General features: G+C 61.4%; 14 protein-coding genes. 7 read left to right on the top strand and 7 right to left on the bottom strand.

Features of this window, described 5'->3' with window-relative positions; genetic code table 11:
• Positions 1-402 precede the first annotated feature (402 nt).
• On the top strand, positions 403-2,424 hold the full coding sequence (locus M5C01_RS32990; protein WP_152736530.1) for a ricin-type beta-trefoil lectin domain protein: 2,022 nt from the start codon (positions 403-405) through the stop codon (positions 2,422-2,424).
• A gap of 58 nt (positions 2,425-2,482) precedes the next feature.
• On the opposite strand, the gene M5C01_RS21970 is transcribed toward M5C01_RS32990, so the two are convergent.
• Genes M5C01_RS21970 through zur form a run of 4 tightly spaced genes read right to left on the bottom strand, consistent with a single transcriptional unit; the run spans position 2,483 to position 5,288 of the window.
• Positions 2,483-3,199 carry a PA5502 family lipoprotein gene (locus M5C01_RS21970; protein ID WP_103496267.1) on the bottom strand — a complete coding sequence of 239 codons (717 nt, stop codon included), beginning with the start codon at positions 3,197-3,199 and terminating at the stop codon, positions 2,483-2,485.
• A 37-nt stretch (positions 3,200-3,236) separates the two neighbouring features.
• Positions 3,237-4,025 carry a zinc ABC transporter permease subunit ZnuB gene (gene znuB, locus M5C01_RS21965; protein ID WP_100940005.1) on the bottom strand — a complete coding sequence of 263 codons (789 nt, stop codon included), beginning with the start codon at positions 4,023-4,025 and terminating at the stop codon, positions 3,237-3,239.
• Positions 4,018-4,806 carry a zinc ABC transporter ATP-binding protein ZnuC gene (gene znuC / locus M5C01_RS21960; RefSeq protein WP_103496268.1) on the bottom strand — a complete coding sequence of 263 codons (789 nt, stop codon included), beginning with the start codon at positions 4,804-4,806 and terminating at the stop codon, positions 4,018-4,020. The genes znuB and znuC overlap by 8 nt, the downstream gene beginning before the upstream one ends.
• Positions 4,806-5,288, bottom strand: coding sequence for a zinc uptake transcriptional repressor Zur (gene zur / locus M5C01_RS21955; RefSeq protein WP_103496269.1), 483 nt, complete (start codon positions 5,286-5,288; stop codon positions 4,806-4,808). Before zur ends, znuC begins: the two co-directional genes overlap by 1 nt.
• A gap of 66 nt (positions 5,289-5,354) precedes the next feature.
• On the opposite strand from zur, the gene M5C01_RS21950 reads away from it, so the two are divergent.
• Positions 5,355-6,275: a zinc ABC transporter substrate-binding protein gene (locus M5C01_RS21950; protein WP_178129690.1), complete on the top strand. Its 921-nt coding sequence runs from the start codon at positions 5,355-5,357 to the stop codon at positions 6,273-6,275.
• Positions 6,276-6,365: 90 nt separating this feature from the next.
• Here M5C01_RS21950 and M5C01_RS21945 read toward each other — a convergent pair whose 3' ends face one another.
• Together M5C01_RS21945 and M5C01_RS21940 are read right to left on the bottom strand one after the other, a co-directional pair.
• Entirely contained in the window at positions 6,366-7,316 is a 951-nt protein-coding gene (locus M5C01_RS21945; protein WP_152736529.1) for a homoserine kinase, read from the bottom strand.
• A gap of 56 nt (positions 7,317-7,372) precedes the next feature.
• Positions 7,373-7,663: a DUF2782 domain-containing protein gene (locus M5C01_RS21940; protein WP_103496272.1), complete on the bottom strand. Its 291-nt coding sequence runs from the start codon at positions 7,661-7,663 to the stop codon at positions 7,373-7,375.
• A 74-nt stretch (positions 7,664-7,737) separates the two neighbouring features.
• On the opposite strand from M5C01_RS21940, the gene polA reads away from it, so the two are divergent.
• Complete coding sequence (gene polA / locus M5C01_RS21935) at positions 7,738-10,557, top strand: DNA polymerase I (RefSeq protein WP_152736528.1); 2,820 nt, start codon at positions 7,738-7,740, stop codon at positions 10,555-10,557.
• A 427-nt stretch (positions 10,558-10,984) separates the two neighbouring features.
• On the opposite strand, the gene yihA is transcribed toward polA, so the two are convergent.
• Positions 10,985-11,629: a ribosome biogenesis GTP-binding protein YihA/YsxC gene (yihA, locus tag M5C01_RS21930; protein WP_152736527.1), complete on the bottom strand. Its 645-nt coding sequence runs from the start codon at positions 11,627-11,629 to the stop codon at positions 10,985-10,987.
• Between the two features lie 189 nt (positions 11,630-11,818).
• On the opposite strand from yihA, the gene M5C01_RS21925 reads away from it, so the two are divergent.
• The 4 genes from M5C01_RS21925 (at position 11,819) to M5C01_RS21910 (ending at position 14,485) form a co-directional block, all read left to right on the top strand.
• Positions 11,819-12,109: a c-type cytochrome gene (locus M5C01_RS21925; RefSeq protein ID WP_100940013.1), complete on the top strand. Its 291-nt coding sequence runs from the start codon at positions 11,819-11,821 to the stop codon at positions 12,107-12,109.
• Positions 12,110-12,154: 45 nt separating this feature from the next.
• A complete protein-coding gene (locus M5C01_RS21920; protein ID WP_152736526.1) occupies positions 12,155-12,760 on the top strand; it encodes a c-type cytochrome in 606 nt (201 codons plus the stop codon).
• A gap of 206 nt (positions 12,761-12,966) precedes the next feature.
• Complete coding sequence (locus M5C01_RS21915) at positions 12,967-13,614, top strand: thiol:disulfide interchange protein DsbA/DsbL (RefSeq protein WP_103496277.1); 648 nt, start codon at positions 12,967-12,969, stop codon at positions 13,612-13,614.
• A gap of 10 nt (positions 13,615-13,624) precedes the next feature.
• Complete coding sequence (locus M5C01_RS21910) at positions 13,625-14,485, top strand: endonuclease/exonuclease/phosphatase family protein (protein ID WP_177103892.1); 861 nt, start codon at positions 13,625-13,627, stop codon at positions 14,483-14,485.
• Positions 14,486-14,495 lie beyond the last annotated feature (10 nt).

The raw sequence follows: 14,495 nt of genomic DNA, 5'->3' as shown, positions 1-14,495 counted from the left end.
GCATTTATTTCGCATTCTACCTTTAATTTGGGCATATCTCGATCAGCGGCGGTCGTCGCGCCGGGCGCCGTCGAGTGGCGGTATTGGCTGGCAGTCTCCCCATCAGCGGGTAACGGGTTTACATCGATTGTGCTGTGTTGTGTAGGAGGTTTCTTTTGTGTGAAGTTCAGGGTCTTATAGTAGTGAGTGGATCCAATTCGGCTTCTGGATGTTAATATTTTGAATCGGCTTTTTCCGAGACTTGTTGTTTTTGTTCAAGTAGGCTTTTAACTAATCCGGCTCCCGAAGTGGGGTGTTATCTTCGGGTGTTACAAGTTTCTTGATTGAAATTTGTGAATTGAGTGTTTAGCCGGAAAGCAATGGATGGCCTTAGTCGTTTTATTTGTTTGACACGGAATTTCCGTGTTTCCGATAAGTTTGGAAACAATAAATAAGGTGATCGCATTGAAACCACTCAAGACCATGGTTATGGGTTTGCTTGCCCTGTCGATTCATAATATCGCAGCCGCCAGTGATAGTTCGACGGGTTCGTCGAGCGCCCAGAATATTATCTCCTCTCAAAAACTGCTGATGTTCGGCCCCCCTTCCGCACAGGTGCTTCCGGAGACGTTTGAGGCCTGGCCACGCCTGATGGCCGATGCCCTGGAGCCCGAGGAGATAGAGCGGCAGCGGGCAGGTATTGCCTTGGCTTATCTGGATATCGCGGCCGTTACGCAAGATGAGGACGTTCAGGCCAAGGTGGGTCAGCTGTTTGCCGAGCAGATACCTGTTTTGCTGAAAATGGACAGTGATAATGCCGAGTTGAAGGGGCAGGTTGCCGCTTTGTTTGGTATCGCCGGTTCCTCGCGCTATACGCTGTTTTACCGAAAAAATAACGCCCAGGTAGAGGTCCAGGGTTTCGATGATTTGAACACGCGGGAACAGATTGCCGCACTCGAAGAACAAGTGCTGAAGTGGCAGTCCGGGCAAGATGGGCATACGGCCACTGAGGCGGAAAAAGGCGTCGCAACATTACAGGGATCGGCAGAACATCCACCTGCCGGTGCTCCGGTGCAAGTAAGTTCTTCGGATTTTACAGCGGTGCCGAGCCTGACATTCAACTTGTCTCAAACGGGCCGCAGGGGTGAAGTCTCGACATTGGCCAATATCGAGATCATCAGAAGTGCCCTGCGCGCTCAAGACAAGAAGTTCATTATTATCAAGGGTAATCCGACGACGATTAAATCGGAGAGAAATGGCATTCTCACACCGATACCCGGTGTCAGGAATCTCTGGGCCTCCTATCTGCCCCAGACGTACCGGGTAAGCCATATGGTCGAGGCCGCCGGTGCCGGTCCGGGCCTGGTGAGATTTGCTCCCCCGAGTGATGGCCGAACGGAGTTCAGTTACAACGAGACGCAGACCCGTGGTTTCACCATCGGTGGCTCGGTAGGTGCCGAATTCGGACCCGGAGCGACGGATAAGGCCACCTACGTGGCCAAATCCCCTTTCAGTCTGGGTGCCAGTTATGAGCACACCAATAGCAAAACCCTGGCGACCAGCTTCAAGGACTACTCGTTGTTGGCATCGTCAAATAACCGCGGCGCGCATTGGGTGGCCCCCATCGCACCTCGTCTCAGAAGTGCGTTGATTGACAGGGTCACCGCCAACGGGCCGATTCTGACAGAGAGTCGCATGACGCCGATGATGCGCCAGGCCAGCCTGGAAACCTACAGTGTCTGGGAGTTACCGGGCAGTTACAGCGGCAATGCGAAAGTGATAGTCGGTGCCGGCTATGACCTCCAACTGGATGAATGGTGGCGGGATCGGACCCAGATCAGGAAGAGGAGCGAATTGGTCAACTATGCCCATAACAGTGAGTTTGTCCTGGATTTATCAAGCCCTTACCTGACTCGCGAGATGTCGGTGCTTATCCGCTCCCAGGACGGTGCCGGAAGATGCCTGGTCGAGTCGGGGAGCACGGTGACGCTTGCCGCGTGCAATGCCCAGCAAAAAAGCCATCTATGGGGACTCGACTCGGAAAGTCGTTATGTAAACCGTGGGTCTGGAAAGTGCCTTGCGTTGCAGGAGCGCTCGGGTGCGCTGTCGACTGAAACCTGCCGTATCGACAATCGCCAACAATGGGAGTGGCGTGCCGACCGGATTCATTCGCTCTATAACCTGGACTGGCGGCTGTTTGTCCAGGGGACGCGACCCTCGGCAAAGCCGGACGGCTCGATGGCCTTCGACGATGTGCCGGTCAACGCCTTCAACCGCTTCAATATCCCGTGGGCCAGTTATCCCGGAGCGCCTTCGGCGGGCGACGTGATGCCCAACGAAAATGGTGTTTCACCGCAGGTCAGCCCGGACTGGGTTTCGACCTACAGAAACCCTATCGATGCACGTCAGCGGTGGCGTATCGAGATACTGCGTGATGGGCTGTAATCGCGGGCTCGGATAATGTTTCACCCGCCGCTTGAGGAGCAAGCGGCGGGCGCCGGCTTCAAGGCTTGCGTGGGCTCAAGACCACCTGGGCCTTCACCTGCCGGTCGATCTGCTTGTCGATCGTCAGCGCAAAATCGGCATCGAGCTTCTTCACACGTTTTTCCAGCAAGGTCGCCAGCCACGGGTAATCCTGGGTGCGCGGCACCTGGAAGGTCACCGTGCACTGGTAATTCACCACGTCCGCCGCCAGCGCATCCATCTGTTTGCGCAGTTGCGCAATGTCCTGGATGTTCAGGGCAATGGTGCTGCTCTCGGCGCTCGGGTCGATCAAGCGCGCCGCCGGCTTGGCTTCGGCAGCCTTGAGTGCGGCCTCGGCCTTTTCCAGCTCGGCCTTGCGTGCCTGGGCAATCGCACCGTTGACCCCGCCGGTCAGGGCCGGTGCCTTGGGCATCAGTGCCCGGGCACGGCTCAGGGCCGTGGCGGCGGCGTTGACGTCGCCTTTTTGCAGGACGATCTGGCTGCGTTGCAAATAGGCTTCGGCCAGCTGCCGCTGGTAGGTCACCCATTGGGGATCGTCCGGCGACTGCGTCTGCAAGGCACCCAATTGGTCCTCGGCAGTGGCCAGTTCATTGCTGCTGATGCTCTGCTCCAGCGCGGCGATGGCCGCGACCCGAGCGTCGGGCACCGAGGTGTCCACCGGCGGGGTGCTCTGGCAGGCGCCCAGCAGCAGGGAAAATGCGACAAGGAGCAGATAACGGGAGGCGAACGGCTTCATTCCTGCGACTCTCTAATTGCGCAAAAAACGAGCAAGTCTACACCCCTCTGCGTGGCAGGACAAAACTCAGCAGAAACAGGCCGGCGGCCGTGACCACGATGGACGGCCCCGCCGGGGTGTCCTTGAACCAGGACAGCGCCAGACCACCGCACACCGCGAGCATGCCGAGCAGGCTGGCACCCAGGGCCATCTGCTCCGGCGAACGGGCGTGGCGCTGGGCGGCGGCGGCCGGGATGATCAGCAAAGAGGTGATCAGCAGCACGCCGACGATCTTCATCGCCACTGCAATCACCACCGCGATCAGCAGCATCAGCGCCATGCGCAACGACGCCACCGGCAAGCCTTCCACCGTGGCGAGTTCTTCATGCACGGTGATCGCCAGCAGCGGCCGCCAGAGGCTGATCAACAGCACCAGCACCGCCGCGCTGCCACCGAGGATCCAGTACAGGTCGGTGGTGCTGATGGCCAGCAGGTCGCCGAACAGGTAACCCATCAGGTCGATCCGCACTTCATGCATGAAGCTTAGTACCACCAGGCCGAGGGACAAGGTGCTCGGTGCAAGAATCCCCAGCAGGGTGTCGGAGGCCAGGGGCTGGCGTTGTTGCAGGGTCACCAGCAACACCGCCAGCAGCAGGCAGCCGACGGTCACCGCCAGGGTCGGGCTGACGTCCAGCAGAAAGCCCAGGGCCACGCCGAGCAGGGCTGCGTGGGACAAGGTGTCGCCGAAATAGGCCATGCGCCGCCAGACCACGAACGAACCCAACGGGCCCGCCACCAGCGCCAGGGCCAAGCCTGCAAGCAGGGCGTAGAGCAGGAAATCAGCCATGCTTGCAGCTTTCTCCATGAACGTGGGTGTGGGCCGCCGGGGCCGCGTCGCTGACCACGGCGCCATGCAGGTCGTGGGCGTGGTCATGGTGGTGGTGATAGATCGCCAGGCTCTGGGCGTTCTGCCCGAACAGCTCGACGAAGGCCGGGTCGCCGCTGACCTGCTCGGGATGGCCGGAGCAGCAGACATGGCGATTGAGGCAGACCACCTGGTCGGTGGTGCTCATCACCAGGTGCAAGTCGTGGGAGACCATCAGTACGCCGCAGCCGTGGCGGTCGCGCAGGCGGGTGATCAGGCTGTAGAGCTCGGCCTGGCCGGCGACATCGACGCCTTGCACGGGTTCGTCGAGCACCAGCAGTTGCGGTTCGCGCAACAGCGCGCGGGCCAGCAGCACCCGCTGCATTTCGCCGCCGGAGATGCTTTGCACCGGGCTGTCGATCACCTGTTCGGCACCGACTTCGCCCAGGGCCGCCATGGCCCGCGCGCGGTCGACGCCCGGCACCAGGCGCAGGAAGCGCAGCACCGACAGCGGCAGGGTCGGGTCGACATGGAGTTTCTGCGGCATATAGCCGACCCGCAGTTTCGGCTTGCGCCAGACCGTCCCGCGATCCGGCTTGAGCAGCCCGAGCACGGCGCGCACCAGGGTGGTCTTGCCGGCGCCGTTGGGGCCGATCAGGGTGACGATCTGCCCGGGCTCGACGCTCAGGTGGATATTGTCGAGCACATTCTGCCCGGCAAAGGTCACGCCCACCTGCTCGAGGCGAATCAGCGCAGTGCTCATCAGGCCCCCTGGCAACCCGAGCAGAGCCCGATCACTTCGACGGTCTGGGCCTCGACGGCGAAACCGACGTCGCGGGCGCTGCCGATAATGGCGTCGCTGATGGCTTTTTGTTCCAGCTCGATGGCGGCGTGGCACTGGCGGCAGATCAGGAATTGGCCCTGGTGGGCATGTTCCGGATGGTTGCAGCCGACAAAGGCGTTGAGCGAGGCGATGCGATGGACCAGGCCGTTGTCCAGCAGGAAGTCCAGGGCGCGGTAGACGGTCGGCGGCGCGGCGCGGCGGCCGTCCTGCTCGCTCAGTACCGCGAGGATGTCATAGGCGCCCAGGGGCTTGTGGCTCTGCCAGACCAGCTCGAGCACCCGCCGCCGCAGGGCGGTCAGGCGCAGGCCCTGGCGTGCGCACAGGGCATCGGCGTCGGACAGTGCGCTGTGCACGCAGTGAGAGTGATCATGGGGACGACTGGCGAGAGGGGTTTTGGGCATGAGCGGCGACGGCGTTTGTGAGAGACGTTATTATGTTACCTGTTCCTGCCGCCTTGAGTGTTCATCGTGCCCCGTCTTTTTGCCTTTTTTGTCGCGATCAGTGCCAGTTTGTTGGTGATTTCCCCGGTTCAGGCGCAAGTCAGCGTACTGACCAGCATCAAGCCCCTGCAGTTGATTGCCGCCGCCGTGCAGGAGGGCGTCGACACCCCTGAAGTACTGCTGCCGCCGGGCGCTTCGCCGCACAACTACGCGTTGCGGCCTTCCGATGTACGCAAGGTGCAGTCGGTGGATTTGCTCTACTGGATCGGCCCGGACATGGAAAGCTTCCTGCCCCGGGTGCTCAAGGGCCGCAGCCTGCCAACCGTCGCGGTGCAGGACCTGGCGGGGATGAAATTGCGCCGGTTCGCCGAAGATAGTCACTCCCACGCTGAAGATGCCGACGAGCATGATCACGATCATCGCCCGGGCACGCTGGATGCGCACCTGTGGCTATCGACAGTGAATGCCCGGGTGATCGCCGCGCGCATGGCCGCGGACCTGAGTGCGGCCGATCCGGCCAATGCGCAGCGCTATCAAGGCAACGTGAAGGCCTTCGATGCGCGGCTCGATGCCCTGGATGCGCGGTTGAAGGCGCGTCTGGTGGATGTGGTGGGCAAGCCGTACTTTGTCTTCCATGAGGCCTTCGATTACTTCGAGGATGCCTATGGGCTCAAGCACACCGGCGTGTTCAGCGTGGCCGCCGAAGTGCAGCCGGGCGCCCAGCACGTGGCGGCGATGCGCACGCGTTTGCAGGAAGTGGGCAAGACCTGTGTATTCAGTGAGCCGCCGTTGCGTCCGCGCCTGGCGGAAACCCTGGTGAGCGGCTTGCCGGTGAAGCTGGCCGAGCTGGATGCCCTGGGTGGCTACACGCCGGCGTCGGCCCATGGGTATGAGCAGGTGTTGGAGAAGCTGGGTAATGACCTGGCGGGGTGCCTGGAGCACTTGTAGGAGCGAGCTTGCTCGCTATGGCCGTCAACGATAACGCGGGGAACCTGATGCCCCGCGGCGCCTGGACTACCATCGCGAGCAAGCTCGCTCCTACATTGCGAACGGCAACGAGCAGCTGACCTGCTGGCGCTGGGCCAGGCGGCGCTGGAACTCCATGGGGTCATGGATCAGCACGTCCTGCCCGGCAAAGGACTCGGCGGCAATCAGCCGCGACAGCCAGAAACGTACACAGCCCACCCGCAACATGGTCGGCCACAACTCGGCTTCACTCGCGGTAAACGGCCGCAGACCGGCATACGCGCCCAACAGTGCCCGGGCCCGTTGCCCGTCGAGTACCCCGGCGTCATCCGAACACCAGTCGTTCAAGGCAATGGCCACGTCGTAGAGCATCGGCCCGGAACAGGCGTTGTAGAAGTCGATCAACCCGGTCAGGTGGGTGCCCTCGAACATCGCATTGTCGCGGAACAGGTCGGCGTGCAGGTTGGCCCTTGGCAGCGCGAGGATCTGCGCCTTGTACCGGCCAATCTCCTCCAGCGCCGCTTGCAGCAAGCCGCGCGCCTCCTCGTCCAGGTGCGACTTCAGCTTCTCGCCCTCTTCGAGCATCCAGTCCAGGCCGCGATCGGTCTTGCGCTCGATGATCCTGTCACGGGTCGCCAGGTGCAGATGACCGAGCAGCTCGCCGACCTGGGCGCAGTGCTGGGCGTTGGCGACCTTGATGTGCTTGCCGGCCAGTCGCGGTTGCAGCAACGCCGGCTTGCCGGCCAGTTCGCGCAGGGCCTGGCCGTCGGTGGTGCGCAAGGCATAGGGAACCGGCAGGTCGGCGTCATGCAGCACGTCGAGCAGTTCGATGAAGAACGGCATTTCCTGCACCGGTCCGCGTTCAACCAGGGTCAGGACGTATTCACCCTTCTCCAGGCTGATGAAGAAATTGGTGTTTTCACTGCCGGCGGCAATTCCCTGGAAATCGAGCAGACGACCGAGCCCATAAGGGGCGAGAAAGGTTTCCAGCTCGGGCCGAGCCAGGGGGGTGAACACAGACATGGTTAAAACTGCCAGTACGGGCGCCGCTCAAGGCGGCGCCGATTAAAGTTAAGGGCTTACTTCCACTCGAAGATCTTCCACGCTGGAATCAGCATATCGGGCTGGTCCGAGCGGATATAGTTTGCATCAGTACCATCGGCACGGACCAGAAAGTAGGGCTTGCCACCTTTGGGGGTGACCTTGATGGCGTACAGAAAGCCATTTACCCGGTATTCCTGGATCGTTTTGTCACCTTCCGTGTGAATCGTCACTTCTGGTTCGGCTGAAGGCGCATCCGACGCGGCCATGACGGCCAGCGGCGCGAGCGCAAGCAAGCCGCCCAATAACAGGCGATTGAGTTTACGCATGATAACCTTGTCCCTTTGTCGTCAACGGTCCGGCTATTCTAGCGCCGCACCCGCCGAAAAGGTTGATCGTACTCATGAACCAAGCTCCTCTCGTCCTGGTGGACGGTTCTTCCTACCTGTATCGCGCCTTCCACGCGATGCCGCCGCTCACCACGTCCAAGGGGTTGCCCACCGGGGCGGTCAAGGGCGTGCTGAACATGCTCAGAAGCCTGCGCAAACAGTATCCGCAAAGCCCCTTCGCGGTGGTTTTCGACGCCAAGGGCGGGACCTTTCGCGATGAAATGTATGCCCACTACAAGGCCAACCGCCCGAGTATGCCCGACGATATGCGCGTGCAGATCGAGCCGTTGCACGCCAGCGTGCGTGCCATGGGGTTCCCGTTGCTGTGCGTGGAAGGCGTGGAAGCCGACGATGTGATCGGCACCCTGGCCCGCAGTAGCGCGGCCGCTGACCGTCCGGTGGTGATCTCCACCGGTGACAAGGACATGGCGCAGTTGGTCGACGGGCACATTACGCTGGTCAACACCATGAACGAAACCTCGATGGATGTGGAGGGCGTAAAGGCGAAGTTTGGCGTCGCTCCCGAGCAGATCATCGATCTGCTGGCGTTGATGGGCGACTCTTCCGACAACATTCCCGGAGTCAAGGGGGTCGGCGAGAAAACCGCCGTGGCCTTGCTGGTGGGGGTCAACGGTGGTTTGAAAGAACTCTACGAGCAGCTCGACCAGGTGCCGAACCTGCCGATTCGCGGGGCCAAGACCTTGCCGGCCAAGTTGCTTGAGCACAAGGAGATGGCGTTCCTGTCCTACCAGTTGGCGACCATCAAGGTCGACGTGCCGCTGGAGATCGGCCTGGACGACCTGCACCTGGGCGAGCCGGATCGGGAAAAGCTCGCCGAGCTGTATGCCGAGCTGGAATTCAAGAGCTGGATCGACGAGTTGCAGCGCGAAGCCAAGCGCATTGAGTTGGCCGCTGCTGCGACGCCTGCGGCGGACAACGCCGAGCTCTTCGACGCCGGGCCGGCGGACGCTGCCCCGCCAGTGGCCGAGGCTCCCAGTGAGCCACAGTACGAAACTATCCTCGACCAGGCCCGCTTCGATGCCTGGCTGGAGAAACTCAAGGGCGCCAAGCTCTTTGCCTTCGACACCGAAACCACCGGGATCGACGCGCAGCAGGCGCAGTTGGTCGGTGTTTCCTTCGCCGTACAGGCCAATGAAGCGGCCTATGTGCCGCTGACCCATTCCTACATCGATGCGCCGCAGCAACTGGATCGCGACAGCGTGTTGCGGGCCTTGAAGCCGCTGCTGGAAGACCCGGAAAAGCTCAAGGTCGGCCAGCACGCCAAGTTCGACATGAATATCCTCGCCAATTGCGCCATCGGCGGCGACCCGGCGTGCGGTATCACGGTGCGCGGCATCGCCTTCGACACCATGCTCGAGTCCTACGTGCTCAATGCCACGGCGACCCGGCACGATATGGACAGCCTGGCGAAGAAGTACCTCGACTACGACACCGTCAGCTTCCAGGACATCGCCGGCAAGGGCGCCAAGCAACTGACCTTCGACCAGATCGCCCTGGAACAGGCCGGGCCCTATGCCGCCGAAGATGCCGACGTGACCTTGCGCCTGCACCTGGCCTTGCACGAGCAACTGGCCGCCGTGCCGAGCCTGCTCAGCGTGCTGACTGATATCGAAATGCCGCTGGTGCCGGTGCTGGCGCGGATCGAGCGCCAGGGCGCGCTGGTGGATGCCGATTTGCTCGGCGTGCAGAGCATCGAGCTGGGCAAGAAGATGGTGGAGCTGGAGCGCGAGGCGTTCGTGATCGCCGGCGAAGAGTTCAATCTTGGCTCGCCCAAGCAGTTGGGGGCGATCCTCTACGAAAAACTCGGCCTGCCGGTGCTGAAGAAGACCGGCAAGGGGCAGGCGTCCACGGCTGAAGAAGTACTGGCCAAGCTGGCCGAGGATGACTATCCGTTGCCCAAGGTGCTGATGCAGTACCGCTCCATGAGCAAGCTGAAAAGCACCTACACCGATCGCCTGCCGGAACAGATCAATCCGCGTACCGGGCGTATCCACACCTCCTACCACCAGGCGGTGGCGGCCACCGGACGCTTGTCCTCCAGCGATCCGAACCTGCAGAACATCCCGGTGCGCACCGCCGAGGGCCGGCGCATTCGCCAGGCGTTCATCGCGCCGAAGGGCTACAAGCTGCTGGCAGCAGACTATTCGCAGATCGAACTGCGGATCATGGCTCACCTGTCCAAGGACGAAGGCCTGCTCAATGCCTTCCGCCACAACCTCGACGTGCACACGGCGACGGCGGCGGAAGTGTTCAAGGTCGAGTTGGGCGCGGTGACGTCCGACCAGCGCCGCAGCGCCAAGGCCATCAACTTCGGCCTGATCTATGGCATGGGCGCGCAGAAGCTGGGCAAGGACATCGGCGTCGACACCAAGACCGCCAAGGCTTACATCGACGTGTATTTCGCCCGCTACCCGGGGGTTCGCGAATACATGGAGCGCACCCGCGGCCAGGCCTCGGAGCAGGGTTATGTCGAAACCCTGTTCGGGCGTCGGCTGTACCTGCCGGAGATCCACTCCAACCGGCCCCAGGAGCGTGCCGGCGCCGAGCGCACGGCGATCAACGCGCCGATGCAGGGTACGGCGGCGGACATCATCAAGAAGGCCATGGTGGCGGTGGATAACTGGCTCTGCGAATCCGGCCTGGATGCCCGGGTCATCCTCCAGGTGCACGATGAACTGGTGCTGGAGGTGCGTGAGGATCTGGTGGAAGAGGTCAGCGAGAAGATTCGCGCCTACATGAGCGGCGCGGTGCAGCTGGATGTGCCGTTGCTGGTGGATGTGGGCGTGGGCAACAACTGGGATGAGGCGCACTGAGTCCGACATTTGCCGCGACATGGCGTCGCGGCAAAACAACATCGAAAGGCCATTAGTTCAGAAATAGGCGGCACTTATGCCAAATAGTTTTTGAAGATTTTCGGAACTAAATCGGCAAAACGACACTCAGAGTTACTGAATGGCTGGTGAAGCCCTTCGATGCTCCTATGTTGTGTTAAGTGTTGGCAGATATTCCGGACGCCGCCCTAGCGGTTCGGAACTTGGACCCCGAACTTCCCCTCCCCATACGAAGTCCGGGGTTTTTTTTGCCCCCAAACTGGCTGTGGCACGCTCATGCTGCGTTAAAAGCGCGGCGTGAAAGACTCATTTACAGCCAGTAAACTTCGCCTTTCACGCCGCGCTTTTGCCTTGCCTGAGCGCACCACAGCCAGTTTGGTGTCCGTCTGTCGGGCCTCAAAAGCGAGCCTTATTCCGCCGCCGCTTCTGCGCCCTTGTCCGCCAGTTCCATCCAGTCCGCCAATACAGTGTAGGCCTCTTCCAGGCCGTGGCGCTTGGGCGCCGAGAACAGCTGGATACTGATGGCGTCACCCCAGCCCTTGCGGATTTCCGCCTGGACCTTGAGCAAGGTGTTCTTCGCCGCGCCGTAGGTCAGCTTGTCGGCCTTGGTCAGCAGGATGTGCATCGGCATGCCGCTGGCCACCGCCCAATCGAGCATCAACAGGTCGAAGTCGGTCATCGGATGGCGGATGTCCATCATCAGGATCAGACCCTTCAAGCTCTCCCGGCCACCCAGGTAGGCTTCCAGGTGACGCTGCCAGTGCAGCTTCAGCGGAATAGGAACTTTTGCATATCCGTAGCCCGGCAGGTCGACCAGACGCCGATCATCGTCTAGCTTGAAGAAGTTCAATAGCTGTGTGCGCCCCGGGGTTTTCGAGGTGCGCGCCAGGCTCGCATGGGTCAGGGTGTTGAGGGCGCTGGATTTGCCGGCGTTGGAACGGCCGGCAAAGGCCACTTCAAAACCTTCGTCGTCCGGGCACTGGTCGACTTTGGCGGCGCTGAGCATGAAGGTGGACTGTTGGCACAGGCCGAGAATGGGGTTCTTGAGTTGCATGGGATTTCCGATATGGGCGGTGCCGGGGATGGACGCGGCAGCAGTGTCATTTCCGTTTCAGTAGCGCCAGTATATAATGCCGCAGATTTTGTGTGTGCTTTGTCCCTGCATAGGATAAGGCCCACGGGGGCGATAGACCTAGACCGCGCAGTAGAACGCGGTACGTTCCCAACCCTGAGAAGGTCATTGATGACCCAATGGCTGCTGGCTGCCGGGCTCTTGATGCCGCTTTACAGCGCGCAGGCTACACAGGATCCGGAAGCCGTGTACAACCGTGTTTGTGGTGCCTGCCATGCCGGACAGCTGCCGATGGCCCCTCAAAAGGGTGACCAGACGGCCTGGAAGCCAAGATTGGCGCAAGGTATGGAGACGCTGGTGCAACACGTGACCCAGGGTTTCAAGGCGATGCCGCCGCGTGGTTTGTGCATGGACTGCAGTACCGAGGATTACCGAAGCATCATCCAGTGGATGAGCGAGTAAGCCCGGTCCATAACTCTTAACCCTTAGCCGTAGTTGGATTAGCTGATGAACAAACTGATCGTGAGTCTGCTGTTGACCCTGGGGATCACAGGCCTGGCCCAGGCCGCCGGCGATGCCAAGGCCGGTCAGGCCAAGGCCGCTGTCTGCGGAGCCTGCCATGGGCCCGACGGCAACAGCATGGCCCCCAACTTTCCGAAACTCGCCGGCCAGGGCGAGCGCTACCTGACCAAGCAGATGCAGGATATCAAGTCGGGCAAGCGCACGGTGCTGGAAATGACCGGCCTGCTGACCAACCTGAGCGATCAGGACCTGTCCGATATCGCCGCCTACTTTTCCAGCCAGCAAGGCAGCGTCGGCGCCGCCGATCCCAAGGTCGTGGCCCACGGCGAAGAGCTGTTCCGCGGCGGCAAGCTGGACCAGGGCATGCCCTCCTGCATCGGTTGCCACTCGCCCAATGGCGCGGGCAACGCCGCCGCCGGTTTCCCGCACCTGGGCGGCCAGCACGCGCAATACATCGCCAAGCAGTTGACCGACTTCCGCGAAGGCAACCGCACCAACGACGGCGATACCATGATCATGCGCAGCATCGCCGCGAAGATGAGCAACAAGGATATCGAAGCCGTTTCCAACTACGTACAGGGCCTGCACTGAGGCTCTGACGGTCAGGTTCGCGGGGGATTGTCATCTTTGGCAACGTTAATGATCGATTAATCCGCTGCTGCAACGATAAAAGGGTGGCCTTGGCCGCCCTTTTTTGTGGCCGCTGCCGTTACACTAATTATCGAACTAGAGCCCGCACCGGTCTGTCTGAGTTACAGGTCGCGTCTGGGGCCACTTTCCATGTCCAGGAGCAAAGCATGCGTAATCTGATTCTCAGCGCCGCACTCGTCACCGCCAGCCTGTTCGGCATGACGGCCCAGGCCGCCGATGTGCCACTTGAGGCCGGCAAGACCTACGTGGAACTGAGCAACCCTGTACCGGTTGCCGAGCCGGGCAAAATCGAAGTGGTCGAGTTGTTCTGGTACGGCTGCCCGCATTGCTACGCTTTTGAGCCGACCATCAACCCTTGGGTCGAGAAGCTGCCCAGCGATGTGAATTTCGTGCGTATTCCGGCGTTGTTCGGAGGCCCCTGGGATGCCCACGGCCAGCTCTTCGTGACCCTGGACACCATGGGTGTCGAGCATAAGGTCCACGCCGCAGTGTTCAATGCCATCCAGAAGGAACACAAGCAGCTGGTCAAGCCTGACGACATGGCTGACTTTGTCGCCACCCAAGGCGTAGACAAGACCAAGTTCCTGGAAACCTTCAACTCTTTCGCCGTGAAGGGCAAGATGGCCCAGTATCGTGATCTGGCCAAGAAGTATGAAGTCAGTGGCGTACCGACCATGATCGTCAACGGCAAGTACCGCTTCGACCTCGGCACTGCTGGTGGTCCAGAAGCCGCACTGAATGTCGCCGACCAGCTGATCGCCAAGGAGCGGGCCGCCATGACGGCGGCCAAGTAAGGCCGCCGCCGTGATCGGGCGCTGGGGGACGGAGCGTCTCGTTGGCCTGCATGAGCCCAAGGTCAACGAGCGTCACCTGGAGAGCACCGGCCTGCCGGCGGACAACCGCCTGCGCCTGCTCAGTTTCAATATCCAGGTGGGCATCAGCACCCAGCGTTATCGACATTACCTGACCCGTGGCTGGCAACACCTGCTGCCCCATACCGGGCGGGCGGACAACCTGCAGAAGATCGGCGGCCTGCTCGCCGATTTCGACCTGGTGGCCCTCCAGGAGGCCGACGGTGGCAGCCTGCGTTCAGGCTATATCAATCAGGTCGAGCACCTGGCCCAGCTCGGGGCCTTTCCCTACTGGTACCAGCAACTCAATCGCAACCTCGGGCGCCTGGGCCAGCACAGCAATGGCGTGCTGAGCCGTTTGCGGCCCTCGGCGATCGAGGATCATCCCTTGCCGGGGCCGGCCGGGCGCGGAGCCATTCTCGTGCGCTTTGGCGAGGGCTCGGAAGCCTTGGTGGTGGTGATGATGCACCTGGCCCTGGGGGCGCGGGCGCGTACCCGGCAACTGGCCTATATCCGCGAGCTGATCGGCGGTTTTCGGCATCTGGTGCTCATGGGCGACATGAACACCCAGGCCAGCGACCTGCTGCTACACTCGCCTTTACGCGACCTCGGTTTGCTCGCACCGCAGGTGGAAGCCACGTTTCCCAGTTGGCGTCCACAACGTTGCCTGGACCACATTCTGCTTAGCCCCAGCCTGACGCTGGAGCGAGTCGAGGTGCTGGCCCAACCTATTTCCGATCATTTGCCGGTGGCCGTCGAAATTCGCCTGCCAGGCTCCATCGGTTCTGATACGTTGCCGGCCTTGAGTAGCTAAATCTCGCGGA

It is taken from the genome of Pseudomonas sp. MWU12-2319, from assembly GCF_023242525.1.
Classification (GTDB): Bacteria; Pseudomonadota; Gammaproteobacteria; order Pseudomonadales; family Pseudomonadaceae; genus Aquipseudomonas; species Aquipseudomonas gingeri_D.
The sequence above is the reverse complement of the archived record's forward strand: the minus strand, read 5'-3'. Positions and strand labels throughout refer to the sequence as shown.

Coding starts and splice junctions, on each gene's coding strand:
- M5C01_RS21970 (WP_103496267.1), bottom strand. CDS start 3,199: ATGAAGCCGTTCGCCTCCCGTTATCTGCTCCTTGTCGCATTTTCCCTG.
- znuB (WP_100940005.1), bottom strand. CDS start 4,025: ATGGCTGATTTCCTGCTCTACGCCCTGCTTGCAGGCTTGGCCCTGGCG.
- znuC (WP_103496268.1), bottom strand. CDS start 4,806: ATGAGCACTGCGCTGATTCGCCTCGAGCAGGTGGGCGTGACCTTTGCC.
- zur (WP_103496269.1), bottom strand. CDS start 5,288: ATGCCCAAAACCCCTCTCGCCAGTCGTCCCCATGATCACTCTCACTGC.
- M5C01_RS21945 (WP_152736529.1), bottom strand. CDS start 7,316: ATGTCTGTGTTCACCCCCCTGGCTCGGCCCGAGCTGGAAACCTTTCTC.
- M5C01_RS21940 (WP_103496272.1), bottom strand. CDS start 7,663: ATGCGTAAACTCAATCGCCTGTTATTGGGCGGCTTGCTTGCGCTCGCG.
- polA (WP_152736528.1), top strand. CDS start 7,738: ATGAACCAAGCTCCTCTCGTCCTGGTGGACGGTTCTTCCTACCTGTAT.
- yihA (WP_152736527.1), bottom strand. CDS start 11,629: ATGCAACTCAAGAACCCCATTCTCGGCCTGTGCCAACAGTCCACCTTC.
- M5C01_RS21925 (WP_100940013.1), top strand. CDS start 11,819: ATGACCCAATGGCTGCTGGCTGCCGGGCTCTTGATGCCGCTTTACAGC.
- M5C01_RS21920 (WP_152736526.1), top strand. CDS start 12,155: ATGAACAAACTGATCGTGAGTCTGCTGTTGACCCTGGGGATCACAGGC.
- M5C01_RS21915 (WP_103496277.1), top strand. CDS start 12,967: ATGCGTAATCTGATTCTCAGCGCCGCACTCGTCACCGCCAGCCTGTTC.